We start from the raw sequence: 20,253 nt of genomic DNA on the forward strand, positions 1-20,253 counted from the left end.
TCGCGGCAAGATCCACCCAAGGACTCGGAAGAACGGGCTATGGGGACACAAATCCTGGGCCTGGCTGGGCTTTTCGTCTGATGATGCACTGACTGTCAGTGCCCCCGATTAGGGTGGTTCGCACGCTGCAACGTGGCAGTACCTGCCCGTTGGAGCGGTGCTTGGCGTGCTCGAACTGGGGGTGGGTTCATGACGACAGTGCTGACCGAGGCGCGTGCGGGCTCTTGCCCGCAACGCATCGGGCAGGTGATGCCGTGACGACGTGGTCACCGGGGATGTCCTTCAAGGCGCTTCTGGCCGATGCTCCTATGTCGTACATCCGTGCACATCTGGGCGAGCAGCTGTGCGCCCTGCTCGATCTCATCGAGGGCGGCACGGCGGCAGATGACCGGCTGCGGGCCGTAGCGCCGATCGCCATCGACGCCGAGCGCCTGGTCACGGACGAGGCCGAACGCTCCGCTCTCATAGCCATGATTCCGGGCCCCAAGCAGGCCGAGCTGGCACAGCGACTTGGCTCCGTAGGTGGTGATCAGGTCCCGCTGAACTACCTGCGGAGCCTGAAGTGGACGGCGGACGAGCGACGAGAGCTGCTGGAGTTCTTGGGCTTCACCATCGATCGGGTGCCGGCCCTCCCCCCGGCCTTGAAGCAGGAGGCCACACCCGAGTACGGCTTGTTCCCGCATCAGCGACACGCGGCAGCCCGAGTCAAGGAACTGCTGTACGACGGCACGCGGCGGACAGTGCTCCATCTACCCACCGGCGTCGGCAAGACCCGAACGGGCATGAGCCTGATCTGCGATCACCTGCGGCAACATGAACCCACCGTGGTGGTGTGGCTGGCGCACGGGCAGGAACTGCTGGAGCAGGCCGCCGTCGAGTTCGAGCGCGCCTGGGCCAAAGTCGGTGATCGCCCGCTCCCCGTTCTCAGAGCATGGGGCAACGCCCCGGTGGAACTCGCAGGCATGACGGACGGACTAGTCGTTCTCGGTCTGGAGAAGGCCGTCTCGACAGCGAAGTCGGACCCACAGTTTCTGGCCACCCTCGCGGCGCGCAGCACCCTGACCGTGTTCGACGAGGCGCATCAGATCATCGCTCCAACCTTCCAGAGGGTAGTCGACGAACTGACGATCCGTCATGACGCCAGCTTGCTTGGGCTTACGGCCACTCCTGGCCGCACGTGGGCCGACATCTCCAAGGACGAGGAACTCTCCGACTACTTCTCCCGACAGAAGGTCATGCTTGAGATCGAGGGCTACACCAACCCTGTGACGGCCTTGATCGAACAGGGGTACCTGGCAAAGCCGCTCATGCGGACCGTGGCCTCCGAGCCGGGCGTACACCTGTCGGCCCGCGATCAGCAGCTCCTTGCACGGTCGTTCGACATCCCGGCCGCGATGATGGCCGAGCTCGCGGGGGACGAGCAATGGAACCTGAAGATTGTCCAGACGATCATGGAGCTGCTCGAGCAGCAACACCGCCGGATATTGGTGTTCGCCGCGTCCGTCGACCACTGCCGGCTGATCGCGGCCGTGCTGTCCGCGGCAGGCATCGATGCCGAATTCGTGACCGGCGAGTCTTCCCCCCGGCACCGCAGCCAGGTCATCGCTCGATTCAAGGGGGCCGGTCGACGCCCCATGGTTCTGTGTAACTTCGGCGTCCTGACGACCGGCTTCGACGCCCCAGCCGCCAGTGCGGCAGTAATCGCACGCCCGACCAAGTCTCTGGTGCTCTACAGCCAGATGGTCGGCCGCGTCATCCGCGGCCCCAAGGCCGGCGGCACCCCCACCTGCGAGATCGTCACCGTCGTCAACCCGGAACTCCCCGGGTTCGGCGACGTGGCACAAGCATTCACCAACTGGGAAGACGTATGGGAGACAGCGTGACCAGCGACGGCAGCAACTACCGGATCGTCAGCCCTTCGCTGACCGTCAAGGCCATGCGGGACAGCGGCTACAAGAACACCGCCTATGCCCTTGCCGAACTGATCGACAACAGCATCGACGCCAAGGCCACGCTCGTGGAGGTCTTCGCCTGCGAGAAGCCGGTAAAGGTCAGCGCTCGGACCAGCCACCGCGTAGAGACCATCGCTGTCCTCGACAACGGCCACGGCATGGAACCCCCGCAGCTGCGGCGAGCCCTGAAGTACGGCGACGGCCAGGGAGCCGACCCTGGCCGCATCGGCCGGTTCGGCATGGGGCTGCCCAACTCCAGCATGTCCCAGTGCACCCGGCTGGACGTCTGGTCGTGGACCAACGGCCCCGGGAACGCCATGCACACCCATCTCGACCTCATGGAAATCGAGGAAGGGTCGATCGATGACGTTCCCGAGCCCACACACGACCCGCTGCCGGACGAGTGGCGGGATCTGAGCGAGGGACTCAGCGACACCGGCACGCTCGTCGTCTGGACCAACCTCGACAAGGTGAACTGGTACGGAGCCGCCGCCACCCTGAAGAACACCGCTGACCTGATCGGCCGCGTCTACCGGCACTACCTCCACGCTGGACGCGTCGACATCCGGATGGCTCCCGTCCGAGATGGCAAGGTCACGGACGGCGAGTACTACGCCGTACCCAACGACCCGCTCTACATGATGGCTCACACCTCAACTCCGGAGCCGTTCTCGGACAAGCCGATGTTCATGCCCTTCTCCATGGGCAGCGAGTCCGAACCCGGCGTGACGCGCTTCCCCGTGATCCACGAGGGCAAGAAGCACAACATCACGGTCCGAGCCTCCATCGCCCGCCCTGAAGCCCGCCGTGCCGACGTCGAAGACCACCCGTGGCCTGACGGCGTCAGCCGCACGGCCGATCCCGGCGGGCTCCCGTGGGGCAAGCACGCCGACCGCAACATCGGCATCTCGCTCGTGCGCCAGGGCAGGGAGCTGGACCTCGACTCGTCCTGGGCGATCGGCTACAACCCGACGGAACGGTGGTGGGGCATCGAGGTGGAGTTCCCCCCGGAGCTCGACCCCATCTTCGGCGTGACGAACAATAAGCAGAGCGCCACCATTTTCTCGTCCCTGGCCCACTTTAAATGGAAGGCCCACGCCGAGGCTGGCGAGTCCTTCAAGGGCTTCAAGGAGCGCCTCGCCGAACTCGGCGATCCGCGTCTTCCTCTCATCGACCTCGTGCTCTACCTGGAGGAGAAGCTTCTGCCGGCCATGCGGCGGCAGCTGAAGCAGCAGACGGTCGGTACCCGGAAGACAAAGAAGCGGCACGACGAAGACGTCGCATCCAGGGCCACGGACGCCGTCAAGCGCCGCAGCGAGGAGGGATATACCGGCAAGACCGATGAGCTGGAAGAAGGAGCGACTACCGAGACCAAGCGACAGGAACAGGTCGATGCCCTCACCCAGAGGCACCACCTGGACGAGGACACCGCGCAGTCCATGGTCGAGGAGGCCCTGGAGAAGGACCTCCGCGCACGGTGGATCTCCAGCTTCCAGGACACCTCCGCCTTCTTCAGCATCGACCTCATGGCCGGCATGCTGCAGGTGATCTTCAACGAGAAGCACCCCCTGCACTCTCAGTTGATCACCGTCCTCGAAGACGTCCCGGAAGACGCGGACGCGGACGAACTGCGTGACCGGCTCAACCAGGCCGCCGAGACCTTCAAGCTGCTGCTCTTCTCCTGGGCGCGCATGGAGGACGAGACCTACCCCGACCGCGAGCGCGAACGCATCGCGGACGCGCGTCGGGAGTGGGGCCGGTACGCCCGTGACTTCGTGGATGGAAAGGCCGGCGACGCGTGACCGAGCCCGCCCACATCTGGCGGCAGATTGCAGAACTGATGGCGGGCGCCCACGGACGCGTAACCCTTGTGGCGCCCTTCATCAAGCGCGAGGTGCTGGCAGCCGCCCTCTCCGCCGTCCCCGACTCAGTGGAGACCATCGACTGCGTCACGCGGTGGGTCCCCGAGGAGGTGGCGGCGGGGGTCTCAGACCCCGAGATCATTGCCCTCGCGGAGGACGACAAGCGGCTGCGCGTTGCCCTGTGTCCGAGCCTGCACGCCAAGCTCTACCTCACGGGCGAACGCTGCCTGATCGGGTCGGCCAACCTGACAGGCAAGGCCACCGGGCGGGTCCCGAACCCCAACATCGAGATCCTGGTCGAGGCTTCGGCAGCCCATCCGGAAGTCGTCCGTGTACTGAGCGAAATCGAGGCTCGTGCGATTGAAGCGACGCCCCACATGGCCGCCCTGGTGAGACAACAAGCGGAGCTGCTGAAGGCACACCGCCCTGCTGCCTCCGACCAGCCACGAGAGGAAGCACAGCAGGGCTGGTACCCGGTCACGCGACGGCCGGAGACTGTGTACCCGTACTACTGCGGAAGGGCCCAATTCGGGCGATCCGTGGAAGCAGCCATCCTCCGAGACCTTGCGTTCCTGGGGGTACCGGCGGGCTTGACCGAGGCCGAGTTTACGGACTGGGTCGAAAGCCGCCTGCGGCTGATTCCTGCACTCCAGACGCTGGTGCAGGGTGATCGCCTTACCAACGTCGAACTACAGCACGCGCTGCAGGAGCAGGCCGGCTTGACCGATGAGCAGGCCAAGAGAGCGACCGAGACCATCGCCGCGTGGCTTCGACACTTCGGCCGCTTCTACACCGACGTCGGAACATGGGAAATCAGGCACGGACAAGAACTGTCGTAACCGCCCGCCCGACGTGACGCCGGCCTCGGTACCGAGGCCGGCCCACACCCGCATCTGGTCGGCGGCGAGCCGCTGTCGGACCGCCAGCCTGAACCGCGGACTCGCCTAGGATCTGTTCGGATGGCCAGCTGTGGCGGCAGCGCCCCACCTGGCGGTCTCAAGGCAGGAACTCAGGTGCGGGAAGGTTCTCATGGCTCAAGCGCGGGTCCCCTACCTGCTCGGGCATGCTGAGATCGCTTTTCTCTTCCAAATCGAACGCCAGACATCTCAGAAGTGGCGTACGGAGGGCACGCTTCCCGAGCCCGACCTAGTCGCTTCTGGTAATCCGTACTGGTTGCTGACGACGGTGTTGAGCTTGGGCGGTGTCGGAGACCGGCAGGTTGATGAGCGGCAGCTCGACGCCTACAAAGCCGCCATCTCCCACGCCTACGTCCCGCGGGTAGATGAACAACTACCTGTGATCATCGGCATCCAGGAGGTGGCTCGCGTCCTAGGTCGAGACGCCCAGGCCGTCTCCCGGTGGCGTAACCGTCGACGTATCGCCGAGCCAGACCTCGTTCTTTCAGGCTCTCCGCTCTGGCTCTTGGAAACGATCATCGCGGATGCGTATCAGCGGCAGCGATCCGTCGTCCTCGCCGAAATCGCCCTGCTCCGCGCAGGACAGCGTGCCCCACAGAAGCCTCGCGGTCGCAGGTCAGGCAACCCCACCGTGCGCCCGCCAAAGGCGGTGGCGCCAGCAGCACGAACCTTCACGAGCGTCGAGCAGGCCACCGCCGTGGAGTTTCTGGAATCGGTACTAACCCAGGGCTACTCCGTCGTGATCAAGCCCCAGACCTGACTCAACTGACCCTCTCCAACTAACAACCCGAACGTCCAACGCCACTTGACTGCGCCCACGTTCGCCGACAGCTATGAGAGAAACACTTGATGAGAGACAAGGTTATCCATACTCTCTCTCACATGTCGATCTTGCAGCGCACCAGCGGCGCCCATACCGCCGACTCAACCGATACCGACCCACAGGCCGCCTTCTGCGAGCCGAACGACAACCCGATGAAGGTCGTCTCCTACGGAGGCGGCGTGCAATCAACGGCGCTGCTGGTGCTTGCGGCCCGTGGAGAGATCGACTTCCACACCTTCCTCTTCGCCAACGTCGGCGACGACAGCGAGCACCCGGCAACGCTCACCTACGTTCGCGAGATCGCCATCCCGTACGCCGCACGTGCGGGACTGGCTGTCCACGAGCTCAGGCGGCGCCGGCGCGACGGGGCCACGGAAACGCTCATGCAGCGGCTAAACCGGCCGGACACCCGGTCGATCCCCATCCCGGTCCGCATGGCCAACGGTGCTCCTGGCCGCCGCAACTGCACAGCCGACTTCAAGATCAAGGTGGTCGGACGGTGGCTCCGGGAGCATGGCGCCACCGCGGAGACACCGGCGGCGGTCGGCATCGGCATATCGCTCGACGAAATCCATCGCGCCAACCGCCGGCGGAGGGAAGCCCACGAGGTCATCGAGTACCCACTGCTCGACCTCGGGCTGCGCCGGGACGACTGCGAGCGCATCATCGCCGAGGCCAGCCTTCCGGTACCGCCCAAGAGCTCCTGCTTCTTCTGCCCCTTCCGCACCGTCGACGCCTGGCGCCACCAGCGCCGGCACGAGCCCGAGTTGTTCGCTCGGTCGGTCCGGCTGGAGGAGACGATCAACCGTCGACGGGCCGCACTGGGGCGGGATGCCGTGTATCTCACGAGGTACGGCGTCCCGCTCACCCAGGCCATCCCCAACCAGAGCCCGGGGGTAGATGCCGTCGATGAGGATGAGGGGGCTTGCGACTCCGGCTGGTGCATGACCTGATACGTGCCGAGCAGGCCACGATGGGTGGAGCCCGAAAGTCATGGCTTCGGACCCCACCCATCATTTGTCCCGGTCGCCCGACGTGGCCGCCGCAGGGCGCTGCCGGTGGCAGATCAGAGCTCGGGCGGCTCACCGGGCTGAAGGTGGAGGACGGCGAGGTACTCGCCGTAGGGCATCTCTTCGTCCACCCAGCGGCTGCCCGAGGGGTCGGGAATCCACATGCCGTCGAGAAGGTACTTGTCATCGAAGACGGCGACGCGGTCCCCCTGCACCGCTGTCGCCATCAGCAGTTGGATTTCCAGCAGCAGCACCATGGAGGCTTCCCTCAGCGCGCAAACCTCGGCGTGCCCGGTGCGAAAGACGTTCCCGTCCGCGTCGCTGTCCGGCCCAGGGATGACAGCACGACCCCGGACGACCATCTCGTGCAAGGCAATCACCTGGGCCACCGCTGCCGCCACCGGCGTGCTGGCACCCGGCACGACGTCCGGGGCATGCGTCCCCAGATGGTCGGCGACCGCGCGAGCATGGACGGGCCATTCGTCGGCGTGGTGATGCAGCCGCCGTTCGGCGGCCTCAACGGCCATCCACGGCTCCGTGGCCTCCGGGTGCAGCAGCCGAACAAATCCTTCAAGTGCCGCGCGCAGGTAGCTGAGACGAACCTGGTGCTGCTGCCACTCCTCCATCATCTCGGTCCAGACGGCATCGAAGTCGAGGCCCGCCGAGCACATGCCACCGTCGTCGTACGACATGTCGAACGTCACCGTGCGCAGGCCCTGGGCGAGCCGCAGCCACTTGCCGTATACCAGACGTCCTGCGCCCCGGGGACTCCGGTGACGGCGGAGGCATGCTCCACCCAGTCGGTGAGTTCACGGACGTGATCCTCGGGCTCGGACAACGCGAGCATTGACAAGGTGCGGTACGAGGGCAGGCAGGAGCCCTCCATCCGGGTAGTGGTCATAGGGTGGAGCGTGGCACACAGCACTGGCAATCGCTCTGGCGCCGGGCGGCGGTGCGACGCTCAGGTGCTAGTGGTGCGGCGTACGAGCCGGTGGCCTCGCAACTCCCGCCCGCAGCGCACGAGTTCCCGCTCCCAGCCCTCTTCGGTGCCGATCAGGTGCGGGCTCTCGTAAAGGCCGGCGCGAACCTCGGCCTCCGTGAGCCTCCGGTACTTGGGTGCGTCGGGATCGTCCTCGGCAAGGAATTCGTGCTTACGGTGGAGAAGGGGACGGTTGGTGGAGTCCGCGTACGAGGTGAAGGAGGACTTGAGGGTCTTCAGGTCGACGGCGTACGAGGCCGCGATACGCGGGTGGGGATCCGTGTCGAACTCGGGGTAGTCGAGCCAGCTGACACCGCGGCCCTGGTGACGGAGCTTGACGACGGACCACTCGCCAGGGCGGCCGGCAGCGATGCTCGCGCACTGCTCATACAGGCGCAGCACGGCCGGGATCCGGTGGAGTGCCCGGCGGTGCACGTACAGGGCGGTCGCGGTGAATTTACCTGCGATCGATCCGTTCATCGCGCGACGGACGTAGGCGTCGTCGCGCAGCTTGGACAGCAGCCGATCGGCTCGCTGGCACGCCTCGGTGTATGAGGGAAAGAAAGCACGGATGTCCAGTTGAACCGGCAGGGGCAGACTGCTCACGGGGCCTCGGCCATGGAACAACTCCAACGCGAGGAATAGCAGCGTGTCGAGGGCTCCTCGTTCGGCGCTCCGCTCCACCTTCACCGGGTCGGCTTCCTGCTCGGCAAGGCGCTTCAATTCAGCGGGGCGCAGGTGGCCGAGCAGGCTGATGATGGACTGCGGCATTTCCTCAAGCTGCGGCATCCGGCCCCGCTGCTCGAGATGAGCGACAACCGAGGTGATCGCCGAGGCGGTGTCCTCAGAAGCCAGCCATCCCCCGTCAGGGGCGACCTGGCGGGCGAGATAGCTCAATCGGGCCGCATCGTCCTTGAAGGCGTAGACGATGCCTGGCGCCGCCGACACGCAGCGGACGCCGGTTGCTTCCTCGACGTAGTCGCGCAGCTCGCCGGCGGCGTAGAGGTGCTGGAATGTGCGGCGCTGAGTGAGGATGCCGTCGCCGTACTCCGTGCCTTTGATCTGGTTGCGCTCCCACCTCAACCGTGCGGACACCACGAGCACGGACTTGGTGAGTTCCCAGGCACGCAGGAGCGTCTCTCGTCGTTCGTCGGGATTCTCGATGACGTTCAGGACATAGGTGAGAAGGACCACCTCGGCCGGCTCGCGCCGTCCGTCCGGAAAGTACACCGGGTCCCACCCCGCGGCATCGAGACCGAGGTGCTGCAATGCCCGTACATCGCCGCCACGCCCGCAGCCGTAGTCCAGTACTCCCGTTTCGGGTTCCAGCTGGAGGTCACCGACCGCGCGGCGGGCCGGCAGTGAGAGACCGACTCGCCCGATCGCGGTCTGGTGCCTCTGGCTGCTCCACAGCTGCTCTGTCATCGGCGTCCCCTGATTCCACGGACAGGCCAACATGCGACGGCACCGAACCTTAGCTGACACCCGATCCGGTGCCCCGGCCTACGCAGAGTCGCACCTCCCAGATGACCTCGAGTGACACTGTTCTGTCCATGTCCTTCGCGCCGAGCATCCACGTCTTGGCTTCGGCCGAGGTGAAGACCTGTGGCGGGCGACCAGAGTTCTGTGAGGCACCGATCAGGTCCAGCGCCCGCTCGCACAGGTTGGTGAAAACCGCGGAGGTGAAGCCCACCGTGCACCTCACCACCACCCCCACGGCGCCACCCCCGAGAGCCACCACGGCACAGCCCAGCCGATCCCGCTGAAGGGGCTTGACCGAACGCGTGTCTCCACATCTCAGAAGGCCGTGCGGCGGGTCCGAGAGTCCTTCGAGAGCTACCCCACGGCGGCTCGACGAGTACCTGACCAGCTCAGACTGAGGATGGAAAAGGCTCTCTGCCTCGTCCTACGGGAGGCGGTGAGCCCTTCGTACGGTTCACCCACCTAGGGGCACCGGTGTGGTTGAAAAGGATCACACGTCGCGTCGCGGTGGCTGCGGCGGAGGGATGAGATGAGTGCAGTGGAGAGGAGCCGTACGGAGGCAGTTTGGGCGCCGACCGCGACGCACCAGCAGCAGTCACAGCACAACTGACTATCGGCTACTGGCGCAGGAGACCAGCTGAGCCTTGCTCGACCCCCGGTTGAAGCCGACTCGTTGGCTGGGCCGTGTCCAGGAATGGTCCACCAGCCCCGGAGGACTCGTCGTGGCTTTGTCCTTGATCGGGGCTTCCTGAGTGCGCGACAAGTCTTGCTCTCAACAATAGACTTGGCATGTCGCAGAGGTGAGCGCACGCGTGGAGCCAGTGATGTAGACCACATTGGCTTCCTGGACAGCCTGGCAGGATCCCAACGCCTGGGCCATTTCGACAAGTCGCTCACCTGCTGTTTCTCTTTCCAAGCTGACGAACCCTCCGGGTGGCCAAGACGGATTGTTGCAGTCCAGGTGTTGGACATCTGCGCAACAACGCGGGTGGCGTCGAGGTCGTCAGCGCGCTGAACATGGGTCGCACGGCGCCTCGTAGGGACGTGGCGCAAGACGGCCCTCAGGCCAACAGGCAGGGCGGAAAGGAAGAGGTGCAATGACAGCTGGCAGGACATCTCGTCTCGAGTGTGTTGTCCATGGGGCTCGTGCGACACCCGAGTCCCCGAGCACACAGGTAGTCGTCATCGTGGTGATTGCCATGACGCTAGCCACGGTTCAGGTTGTCCTGGGGCACCCGGTGGCGGACGTACTGCAGATGTTTGGCGGAATGGCGGCGATCTCGACCTTGTTCAGGGCAGGCACACCTGATCTGGTCGTTTCCGCCCGCCGGCCGTGATGGCCGATGGGGCGAAAGCTGCAAGAGCTGCCCGAGCAGCCCTCTCCTATTGTAGAACTAGCGCGCTGGCTGCGCGAACAGCGCCAGCGAACAGGCTTGACCTATGCGCAGCTGGCAGAACGTTTGGAGGTCAACAAGTCCACTCTGAGCAGGGCGGTCAGTGGCACCACGTTGCCGTCGCTCAAGATGGTCGAGGAGATCGCCCGGGCATGCGGCGCCGATGTAAACGCCGGCAGACGACTACATCGCAAAGGACTGTGGGAGCTCAAAATCAGGCAGATGCTACAGGGTGAGAAGAGGACTCCACGGGACATGGTGGTGACACCTGCTGACCTATGGAACGCGCTCGTATCACAGTACGCACTCTCTGGGCTCACTTACCGAAAGGCAGAAGAGAAGGCCAAGCGCCTGGCTGCTCAAGGTGTGATTGAGCGGCCGATCAGTCGTTCCACCTTTCACAACTTCGTCACTCGACATGCTGCTCCTACGCGGACGATCATGTTTGCAGTTCTCGCGGTCAGCGATGTTCCCCAGGAGCAGTGGCCGCAGTGGGAGTCGGCCTGGCGTATCGCGCGGATGGAAATCGTTCGGCAGGCAGCCAGGGATGGATCACCGGCCGCGCGCGAGTACTTGGGGCGTGAACCCGAACGGCTTCTGAAGCCCTACGGGATTCCCTGGAACGACTGAGGCACTGATGCGGTGTCAACGAGTCAGACCCGCTTACCAGAAAAGCGGGTCTGACTCGTACGCAGCGACGTTATTGGTCCGTTCTCGGTTGAATTAAGCGTGTCACAGAAGGCTGTGGTCATGAACTCGCGGACCGAACCGATCCTCTGCTATACGACCGCCATACAGCCACTGGGCACCGCCCAGCTCCGCGCCGCGGAGCTGGCTCCCCCGATCCGGCAATGTCCCTGAGAGCCAGCCGATCCCGCTAGCCGCCGTCGCGGCCACAGCGCCGTTTCGCGCGGTATGACCAGCGCTGGGGTCACTGTGGGCAAAGTCGGGTGGAGGGGCTAGCCGAGCTGTTCTCACAGGCGGTACGAGAAGCGCAGCGCGCCGCCCTCCTCCCGGTAAAGATCGCGACCTCGCGCGCTGAAGGGATTGGGGAGCATCGCCACCCGGAGCCGGGAGGGCTCCAGGACCGACGTGACCATGAGGATCCGCCAGCGGTCGCTGCCGGAGTTCCGCTGGGCCGCCCGGACCTCGCTTTCGCCGAGTTCAATCTGGCCTCCCTCGCCCTGACTGGCTTTGACTTCGAACAGCAAGGGCTGACGGCCGCTGCCGACACGGAAGTCGTACCCAAGCCCGTCGTCCCCAGGGAGGCCGGGGAAGAACTTCCTTCGGTTCTTCGAGACCCAGCTGGTTTCGTTAGCGGCCGAGTAGTTGCGACAAAGCCACTGGTAGGCGAACCACTCTCCGGCGTAGCCGATCGCCTCTCGTTGCGCGGCCGACAGCCTTCGGGATTCTCCCCTGCCAGCGCCACCATGGCCGGAAGGCGACGCTCCCCGTCGCCCGGGCCCCACGGGAGTCAGCGAGGCGAAGACTTTGCGGTTGCCCAGGAGCTGCGGATCCGCATCGAGCGCTCGCTGGAGCTCGGCGGTAAGTTCGCCGAAGTCACCGGTGTGCACATCGAGCTCCTTCCCCCCAATGGTTACGACCCGCTGGCGGTGCTCGCGCTGTGCCCGTGCCGAGTCGGCAGCGATGCGACCGTTTTCGAGCTCGGCGGCTGTCACGCCCTGGACGGCAGGGTCCGCGCTGTCAGGCATGCCAGCCGGCCAGTGCCCAAGCGCCGCAAGCCAGGCCGCGATGTCATCGGATCCCAGCAGACGGAAGTCCAGCGCGCCGGCCTCGTCGAGGAGTTCAGTCACCGCCTCCGCCGGATCTCCCTGGTCGAGTGCGGCGGGCAGCGGATGACGGCAGGCGCGGATCAGGGCGACCAGATCGGGCACAACCATTCTGATGGCCGCTCGGTTCCGAGGAAGCAGGGCCGTATAGGCAGGGAGGTCCGTGCCCACCGCTGGGAGTCGCGAGCCCAGCCGCTCGGCGAGGACCTCCTCCACCCGAACGCGTACCTGCTGAGGTGTCACCGTCTCCAGCGTGGTGTTCCACTCCGTGGGGGGTTCGATTCCTTCCAGCGTGCGCAACTGCCGCCAGTCCGGCTGGGCCTCACGGGCGTCGAATCGCTGGAGTCGAGCCAGTCGGAGACGGTCGAGAAGCGCTCCCCGATGCCGCTGCAGATGCTTCTCGATCGCCTCCCGGTGGGCGTCCGCGTGGCTGATAACGGTGTGCGAAGGAGCCAGCCCGGCCAGGGTGACATTGAACTCCGCGAACTCGACGCCGAGCGCTTCGCGCAGTTCGTCGATGTCGCGTGCCCGCCGGGCCTCGGTCAGGAGCACGCCGGCCTCTACCGGCAGCTCCTCCGCGTGTGCCTCAAGCGTCGCTTGGAACTCCCTGGTGTCGCGGGGAGGTGGTTCGACTAGGGCGTCGCTCCGCCGACGTCCCAGGAAGTGGACCAGGAACGGATAACAGCGGTGGACGACGGCAGCGGTTGTGCCTTCGTAACGCTGCACGGTTTCGGCGAACTGGTGCGGGGACAGACCGAGTGCCTGGCCGAGCTCCTCCTCCCCCGGCTCGCGGAGATCGGCGTGCAGGTGTTCCAGCTCGCGGGCCACGAGTCTCAGCCGGACACCGAGGTCGGGGCGGCCGGTCAGGTGGGCGACGGATTCGGCGAGCCGGGCCACCGCGTTCCAGTCTTCGGGCTGGGCCCGCTGCAGGAGCAGAGGGCGGTCGTCGTCGGGCAGCGGCAGGACTCCACCGAGCCGGTTCGGCAACGCCACCTCTTCTTCGTCCAGCCGGATTTCCAGCGTCCGGTAGATACGCGAGTCTATCCGCCGGACGATCGCGACCAGCTCCGCAAGGGACGTTTCGGTCGGCCGGATCCCTGTTGGACTGTGATCGGCCAGGGCCGCCAGCACCAAAGGCAGCCAGGGCAGGACGGAGACGAGGGGTGTCCCAGTCTCCGACCGGGCCAATGGTTCCTCGTCCACAACGACTTCCAACCGGGCCTCGTCCACATGACGTACCGACCGTGCTCCGCAGCGCTCGAGCAGATCGACGATCTCCCTGGCCAGACCCGGCACCACGAGCAGCGGGCGTTCCATCTCCTGAGTGATGCGGGTCTTGACGCTTGCCCGTTCGTCTGTGACGTAGAGCTTGCTGTTCCCGTCCCGCAGGGCGGCGAAGGGCACGGCGATCAGCAGCTCTCCCGACTCCGCGAGCAGGGCACCTTGGGTGAAGGGCGGACTGCCGGGCGCGGCGGACGTACGAGCTCGGGTGACCAGGGACCGCCACGCGTACTCGTTCGCGCGTTGCACCGCGGGGCGGTCTTCGGGGCCGACCGCGCGTTCGGCGACGAAGTCGGCTAGGGCCGCGACAAGCCTGTAGCTGTCCCGGGGGTCGTTCCACGTCGGAAGGCCGTACGACCGCAGCTTCGCCACCACCTCCGGAGTTTCCAGCAGGGAGCTCACCTGGCGAGCGATCGTCGGCGCGAAAAGGGGCTCCTCCTCCATGCTGGGCGGGCAGTGCCACGCTTCCCGGGGGCGTACGAAGCGCAGCGCGCGGCCGCGGCCGCGCACCGGAAGCCAGGGTTGCTCCCGTACGAAGGCGTCCAGCGGGGTGGGTACTTCCTGGGGGTCCTTGTTGCCAGGCCGGTCCCTGAGCCAGGTGCTGGTGAAGCTACTGGCCTGCCAGCGTGGCAGACCGTGCAGAACGAGTCGGGCGAAGGCAAGCCGGGCGGGCTCGCTCAGTTGTCCGACGATCTCCTGGCCCGGGAGCCGCCAGGCAGGGCCCCCCTCGTACGGCGTGTAGGGGTGTTTGGCGGTGTCGCCGTCGCGGTGGATGTGCGGCTGCCATTGCTCCGCGACGGCGACGGGCACCTTCGCCATGCGCACCAGGTGAGCCGGTGTCAGTTGCGAACCCTCCGCCGTGGTGTCGGCGGTAGTCGTAAAGACCGGACGGAAGCCGTCGGTGACGCCGAGCTCGGCGAGAAACGCCCGCCAGTCGGCCTCTGTCTCCGTACGGCGGAGGAACGCGTCCGGCGTCGCGATGAACTGCCGGGCGAGCGAGCGTAGAGACGCGCTCTCCTCGCGCCCCTCTTGGGCCACGCGCGCCAGATCCTCCCCCATGGTGCCGGACCAGCCCGGCCCGAACTTGCCGCTGGCGGCCGGGATGAGTGGTCCGTCCGCCGACGGCACGTACAGACCGAGGTCGCGCAGGCGCAGCGCACCGGAGGACTGACGAGAACAGTGCAGATGGAAGACGAAGCGCAGGGCCTGATTGCGCAGCCTACGGTCCTTGCTCTGCGAGAGTGCATGCCGTATGTGCTCCAGCAGGCCCGCCGCGTCGAACCGGCGTACGAGACGGTGCTGCTCCAGGAAGAGGCGGGCCTGTTGCCGGCGGACCTGCCCTTCGCTTTCGATCCAGGTCAGTCCCGGATGCAGATAGAACAGCCGCTTGCTCAGGGCTGGGGGTACCGCCAGGTTGCCGTCGGGAGCGGCGGCCGTGGCGCCGGAGGGCCCGGAGAGCCCCCTGGCCGGCGGGAAGAACGCCTGGCGCCGGGATTGGCGGCGTTCCTTGGCAGGGGCGGAGTCGACCGCTGCCGTGCCGTTCGTACGCTCCAACGTCCCGCCGGCCGTCAGCAGCAGTCTGCGGCCTTGCAGCACCCGGCCACAGCCTTCGAAGAGGTGGGGCAGATCCGCGTACACACCGTCCCACACGTCGACGGGGTCGTCGGGCCCGGGAAGCGGCAGCGAGGCCGCGATCCGCTCGACGTGGCCAGCGAGTGCGTCCGCTGACGGTTCCAGCGGGCATCGCAGGGCTTCGCAGAGTTTGGCCAGGCGTGCGCGCGGCCCGCGCGGCAGAACTGTGTCGACCACCGCCACACCAGCTTCACATGCCGCCCGGGCGGTTAGCACCGACAGATCCACCTCAGGCCACAGAACGACAGCTCGAGGCGCTGCCCACGCCGGCGAGGATCCGGCAGGGCCGAGCATCGGCACGATCGGTGTGTCGGCGAGCTCTCGCCCCTGAATACGCCGGGAGGCAGTGGCCAGTCGCCCGGCCCACTTCTGCTGCCAACTCACCAGATCCACGGCCAACCGGGCCGCGTCAGGTGCTGCGCTGTCTCGGAGCGCCGTGGCGGCGGTGAGACAGGTCTCCGCCGCGGCATCGAGAAGCATGGTGTTGAGCGGGTGTTCCCCGTCGTAACCCGTGCGGTCGGTCTTGGTGTAGAGCGGCGCGTTGAGATGGCCGGCCAGCGGAGCGGTCACGTCGTCGCCGAGCGGCAGAAACGTGTACACACGCCCAGATGAGGCTGGCACGACCGGCAGGGCGATCTCAATGACGGCAGGCTTGGACCACTGGGTCCAGGAGTCGTCCAGCCCCTCGTCGTCGACGGCCGCCGCGACCGTGGCCTCCAGTCTGGCAGCGGGCACCGTGCCGCGTACGAGCACGAATCGGCCAGCCGGTCCGAGATCGACCTGCATCAGCGACACGGCCGGTGCAGCGCCTGCGGCTGGAACGTCCGGCACCGCGGGCAGCCGCTCCTCGCAGCGCGTCAGTTCAGTCCGCTCGTGCATGTCACCCGCACGCCGTTCCAGCACCAGACGCTCAAGGCGCTCCAGGAACAGCATGGGCGGAGCGCCTGAGCCGGCCAGCTCCTCGATCCGCCGGCGTACCTCGCCGCATGCCGTTTCGCTACGCAAGGGCAGCCGGATCACGGTGACGTGGCCGGCCAGGGCCAGCTTCGCGCAGGTCTCCGGGACCGCGGACACCGGGAAGGGGAGCTGGAATGGCGGAAACTCCTCGGTCGCCCGGCGCACCAGCTCGGCGTCGGCCAGCAGCAGGCTCAGGTCGTCGGGCGTGGCGAAGCGGAAGCAGTATCCGTCTAGCACGGCCGGGGTGCCGCCGTCGGGCCTGCCGCTGTAGATCTCGGGTGCGACACTGATCTGCAACACACTGCGGAACCCGACGCCCTTGTTGCCGATTCCCTCGCCCACCACCTTGTCGCTGCATGAGAGCTTCGACACCGAATCCACACGGTCCCAAGTGAAGGGGTTGCCGGCGTTGGCGACATAGAGGGTGCCATGCTCGCCTTCGTCCTCGTCGAGCAGGACGTGCACCCGCCCGTCGCTCCGGTCATCGGGGTGCGCGTCATGAGCGTTCTGCAGCAGTTCCAGGAGGAAGCGCCCTCTGTAGTCGCGAGCGGTGCTCCGGGAGAGGCCGCGCAGCTGCTTGCCCGGCTGCCACCTACGCGTGTGCTGCCACTCGTCCAGCACCTCCCGGGTGTACGTCATCAGTTGTGCAGTGAACTCGCTGCCGTAGCCAACTGAGCCATCAGTCCCCCGCAGCGCCCACGTTTCCCCAAGCTGACCCAAGTCAACAGCAGCCACACATGCCCCCTTTGCCCCGTCTATACAGGGACTCTAGCGGGACCCCAGGCAAGGCGGACGGCCTTACGAGAAGCATGGGATGTACCCGCGATTCACTGCTCTGCCATCCCGAACGACCGCTGCTTCCTGAGCGCATCACTGTTGCTTTCGGCCGCTGTTTGACGCCAGGCGTCAATGCCAGGGCGCGCCTGCTGCTGGGGCGCGAAGAGATCACTTTCGGACCACATGACGATGGCCTCCGCAATGGCGGTGCCCCCAGCGCCCCCGAGCGGGATGCTACGGAACGCAGCGTCAGTCAGGGCCTCCAGGCGCCTGACGGCCGCCGATGTAGCCGATCGGCCACGGCTGCATGCGCCATCCGATAGCGTATCGCCGTGATCACGGGCGAGCTCAAGAGCAAGGTGGACCGCGTCTGGGATGCGTTCTGGTCCGGTGGGATCTCCAACCCACTGGAGGTAACAGAGCAGATCACGTACTTGCTATTCATCAAGCGGCTGGACGAGATCCAGACCCGCAAGGACGAACAGGCGAACCGTTCTGGCAAGCCTGATCCGAACCCTTTTTTCACTGAGGACCAGCAGGAACTGCGCTGGCACAACCTCAAGGCCCGCGACTCCGAGGTCATGTACGGCATCGTCGAGCAGGGTGTCTTCCCCTATCTCCGCACGATGGGCGGCGACGACTCCACGTACTCCCACCACATGCGCGACGCCCGTTTCACCATCCCGACCCCCAACCTGCTGGCCAAGGTCGTCGACCTGGTGGACACCATCTCGATCGAGCCGGGTGGCAACGGGGGAGACATCTACGAATACATGCTGGCGAAGTTCGCAACGGTTGGCCAGAACGGCCAGTTCCGCACACCGCGCCACATCATCGACCTGATGGTCGAGATGACCCGGCCGAAGCCGGACGACGACGTCTGCGACCCGGCATGCGGCACGGCCGGCTTCCTGGTCCAGACGGCGTCGTACGTGAAGCGCGAGCACGCGAAGGCACTCCTGGACGCGGAGCAGCAAGCGCACTTCCACACGAGCATGTTCCACGGCTTCGACTTCGACTCCACGATGCTGCGCATCGGCTCGATGAACATGCTGCTGCACGGCATCGGGAACCCGGACATCCGCTACCGCGATTCGCTTGCGGAGCCGGCGGCAGGCGAGTCGGAACGCTACTCCCTGATCTTGGCGAACCCGCCGTTCGCCGGCAGCCTGGACTATGAGTCCACGGCGGCGGACCTACTGCGCTTGGTGAAGACCAAGAAGACCGAACTTCTCTTCCTGGCCTTGTCCTTGAGGATCCTCAAGCCCGGCGGCCGTGCGGCGATCATCGTCCCGGATGGCGTCCTCTTCGGTTCGACGAAGGCGCACAAGGAGCTGCGTCGGATGCTGGTTGAGGACCACAAACTGGACGGCGTGGTGAAGCTCCCGAGTGGGGTTTTCAAGCCGTACGCGGGGGTCTCGACTGCGATCCTGCTGTTCACCCGCACGGATACCGGAGGTACGGACAACGTCTGGTTCTACGACGTGCAGGCGGACGGCTTTAGCCTCGATGACAAGCGCAACCCGCTCCTCCCGGAGGACCGCCAGGGCGTTCGGCCTGCGGCTGGCTCCCTGTCAGAGAAGGAGCACACCAAGAACAACCTCCCGGATGCCCTCTCTCGCTGGTTCAACCGCGGCGGCTCTGAGTGCAGCCGCGCGCGTTCGGAACAGAGCTTCTGCGTCCCGAAGTCGGACATCGTCGCCCAGGGGTACGACCTGAGCCTGAACCGCTATGCCGAACGGCCTCGGTACCTCACGGCTGGCAGGCGGGTAACCATGGCTGACCTTATGGGCACTGGTCTTCTTGCAGAAGGCATGCAGCTTGCCTTCGAGCGTGCAGGGGCGAACTACTCCGCCAGAGTGACAGCTGAGGGTTGGCTCGAACTAGCTGGCGGCCAGCAGTTTCCATCCCCCAACCGGGCTGCGGCCGCAGCGGTCGGCGAAGGGACTATTGATGGCTGGCAGGCATGGGCTCTGGAAGACGGTACAACGCTAGACCAGCTGCGCCAACAATTCCTAAACACGCCAGCCGTGGGTATCCCCAGCCCCGACGTCGCCGAATTGGCCAACCACAGACTGGCCGCATCGCCCAATTTGGCTGCAGCCCTCCCGTCCGTCACGGTGCAAAAAAATTGCGCAACGCGGCATCCCGAAAGCACAGAAGACGCCCAGCAGATTCAATCGATCAACGAACCGGCCCGAGACGAAGACGAGGATGCGCCCGTGGTCGGCCTGACCGTTGGAGACTTGCCCTCCGCTCTTGGCGGTGTCGTCTTTGTGTCCCCGTCCGCGACATTCGATGAAGCCATCACTCGGATGGTGATCAACGACTATTCTCAGCTTCCTGTTCTATCGGGGCGCAATCTTCGAGGGGCCGTGACGTGGCAGTCGATCGCACGGGCGCGCCACGCCAATAACAATCCACCGTTCCCCCGAGCTATAGTCCAAGCTCGCGAAGTCTCATACAACCAAGACCTCATTGACATCCTCCCAATTCTTGCGGAATTCGAATTCGTTCTTGTCCGAAACCAGAGCAATGAGATTGCAGGGATCATAACTGCGAGCGACGTGGCAGCCGCCTACGGAGCCATGGCCACCCCGTTCTTTCTTATCGGTGAATTGGATAAGCGACTGCGTCAGGTGCTCGCCTCTTCTATTGAGTTTCCTGAAGTCCAGGTCCTGTGCGATCCGGAGGGCAACCGGAGCATCAAGGGATTTAACGACCTGTCGATCGGGGACTATCAGCGCGTCCTAGAAAATAAGGAAGCATGGGAGAAAGTCGGCTGGTCGCTGGATCGAAAGATCTTCATCGAGCGTCTCGATGAGATACGGCAAATCAGGAACGACCTCATGCATTTCAATCCCGAACCATTGCCCCACAACTCCACTCATAAGATACGACACATGATCAACGTGCTACGAGAGTACGGAAACTGAATGCCCGCGGCGTCAGCGAGCTGGGCCGGTCCGAAGGGCGAGGACGGCTGGGCGTGCCGACTCTCCGAAAACCACCAAGGTCTTCGATGTCCAAGGCCCGGGAGCCCGGACGCGAGGTACACGTCCGTCAACAGAACGCGGCGCTGAGGCCCACCTCATGATGAAATGTTGGACGGGCGGTAACGCAACCCCCTCAGCGTGATCAACCGAGGCCCCGCTTGGGCGATAGACAGCCATCATGAGGACGGCGCCACATCCGGAGTGCGTTCCCCTGGGGGACCAGGTCAACCGCCTTCGTGGCACGGGCAATGCCAACTTTCCGTATCGCGCTCAACCCCGCAAGCCCCGCTGGCCTCCCGTGCGCCCCCGCCGACCGCGGCCATACCCTCGATGCACGAACACCAGGCCGCCGTAACGTCGGTCGCGCCGTCACGGCGCCGAACAGCCTCAGGCCCGACACC

11 protein-coding genes are annotated in these 20,253 nt (G+C 65.7%); 7 read left to right on the forward strand and 4 right to left on the reverse strand.

The features are described from left to right. The first annotated feature begins 254 nt into the window (after nucleotides 1-254). From IG64_RS18180 to IG64_RS18200, 5 genes are all read left to right on the forward strand, one after another. Nucleotides 255-1,883 carry a DEAD/DEAH box helicase gene (locus tag IG64_RS18180; protein ID WP_234438542.1) on the forward strand — a complete coding sequence of 543 codons (1,629 nt, stop codon included), beginning with the start codon at nucleotides 255-257 and terminating at the stop codon, nucleotides 1,881-1,883. Then, the gene (locus IG64_RS18185; protein ID WP_037857419.1) at nucleotides 1,868-3,754 is read left to right on the forward strand and encodes an ATP-binding protein; all 1,887 of its coding nucleotides are present in this window, start codon (nucleotides 1,868-1,870) and stop codon (nucleotides 3,752-3,754) included. The genes IG64_RS18180 and IG64_RS18185 overlap by 16 nt, the downstream gene beginning before the upstream one ends. Beyond that, entirely contained in the window at nucleotides 3,751-4,653 is a 903-nt protein-coding gene (locus IG64_RS18190) for a phospholipase D family protein (protein WP_037857421.1), read from the forward strand. The genes IG64_RS18185 and IG64_RS18190 overlap by 4 nt, the downstream gene beginning before the upstream one ends. A 190-nt stretch (nucleotides 4,654-4,843) precedes the next feature. Then, nucleotides 4,844-5,491, forward strand: coding sequence for a hypothetical protein (locus IG64_RS18195; RefSeq protein ID WP_037857422.1), 648 nt, complete (start codon nucleotides 4,844-4,846; stop codon nucleotides 5,489-5,491). A 215-nt stretch (nucleotides 5,492-5,706) separates the two neighbouring features. Further along, nucleotides 5,707-6,507 carry a phosphoadenosine phosphosulfate reductase gene (locus IG64_RS18200; RefSeq protein ID WP_037857511.1) on the forward strand — a complete coding sequence of 267 codons (801 nt, stop codon included), beginning with the start codon at nucleotides 5,707-5,709 and terminating at the stop codon, nucleotides 6,505-6,507. Between the two features lie 113 nt (nucleotides 6,508-6,620). On the opposite strand, the gene IG64_RS18205 is transcribed toward IG64_RS18200, so the two are convergent. The 3 genes from IG64_RS18205 to IG64_RS18215 form a co-directional block, all read right to left on the reverse strand. Then, a complete protein-coding gene (locus IG64_RS18205) occupies nucleotides 6,621-7,256 on the reverse strand; it encodes a hypothetical protein (protein ID WP_234438543.1) in 636 nt (211 codons plus the stop codon). A gap of 269 nt (nucleotides 7,257-7,525) precedes the next feature. Continuing rightward, nucleotides 7,526-8,968 (reverse strand): DNA phosphorothioation-associated putative methyltransferase, encoded by a 1,443-nt coding sequence (locus tag IG64_RS18210; protein WP_037857423.1) that lies wholly within the window; start codon nucleotides 8,966-8,968, stop codon nucleotides 7,526-7,528. 49 nt (nucleotides 8,969-9,017) lie between these two features. Next, nucleotides 9,018-9,236: a hypothetical protein gene (locus IG64_RS18215; RefSeq protein WP_158771594.1), complete on the reverse strand. Its 219-nt coding sequence runs from the start codon at nucleotides 9,234-9,236 to the stop codon at nucleotides 9,018-9,020. A 1,132-nt stretch (nucleotides 9,237-10,368) separates the two neighbouring features. Here IG64_RS18215 and IG64_RS38920 point away from each other — a divergent pair. Beyond that, entirely contained in the window at nucleotides 10,369-11,049 is a 681-nt protein-coding gene (locus IG64_RS38920) for a helix-turn-helix domain-containing protein (protein ID WP_037857426.1), read from the forward strand. 344 nt (nucleotides 11,050-11,393) lie between these two features. On the opposite strand, the gene IG64_RS18225 is transcribed toward IG64_RS38920, so the two are convergent. Further along, complete coding sequence (locus tag IG64_RS18225) at nucleotides 11,394-16,814, reverse strand: sacsin N-terminal ATP-binding-like domain-containing protein (protein ID WP_234438544.1); 5,421 nt, start codon at nucleotides 16,812-16,814, stop codon at nucleotides 11,394-11,396. A gap of 374 nt (nucleotides 16,815-17,188) precedes the next feature. On the opposite strand from IG64_RS18225, the gene IG64_RS42240 reads away from it, so the two are divergent. Next, a complete protein-coding gene (locus IG64_RS42240; protein ID WP_107474288.1) occupies nucleotides 17,189-19,792 on the forward strand; it encodes an N-6 DNA methylase in 2,604 nt (867 codons plus the stop codon). Nucleotides 19,793-20,253: the final 461 nt, after the last annotated feature.

Origin of the sequence: Streptomyces sp. NRRL S-340 (assembly GCF_000720185.1) — a bacterium.
Classification (GTDB): Bacteria; Actinomycetota; Actinomycetes; order Streptomycetales; family Streptomycetaceae; genus Streptomyces.

Bases quoted from the DNA above. Each gene is read 5' to 3' on its own strand.
- IG64_RS18205 (WP_234438543.1), bottom strand. From the start codon at position 7,256: ATGTCGTACGACGACGGTGGCATGTGCTCGGCGGGCCTCGACTTCGAT.
- IG64_RS18185 (WP_037857419.1), top strand. From the start codon at position 1,868: ATGGGAGACAGCGTGACCAGCGACGGCAGCAACTACCGGATCGTCAGC.
- IG64_RS18200 (WP_037857511.1), top strand. From the start codon at position 5,707: ATGAAGGTCGTCTCCTACGGAGGCGGCGTGCAATCAACGGCGCTGCTG.
- IG64_RS18195 (WP_037857422.1), top strand. From the start codon at position 4,844: ATGGCTCAAGCGCGGGTCCCCTACCTGCTCGGGCATGCTGAGATCGCT.
- IG64_RS18210 (WP_037857423.1), bottom strand. From the start codon at position 8,968: ATGACAGAGCAGCTGTGGAGCAGCCAGAGGCACCAGACCGCGATCGGG.
- IG64_RS38920 (WP_037857426.1), top strand. From the start codon at position 10,369: ATGGGGCGAAAGCTGCAAGAGCTGCCCGAGCAGCCCTCTCCTATTGTA.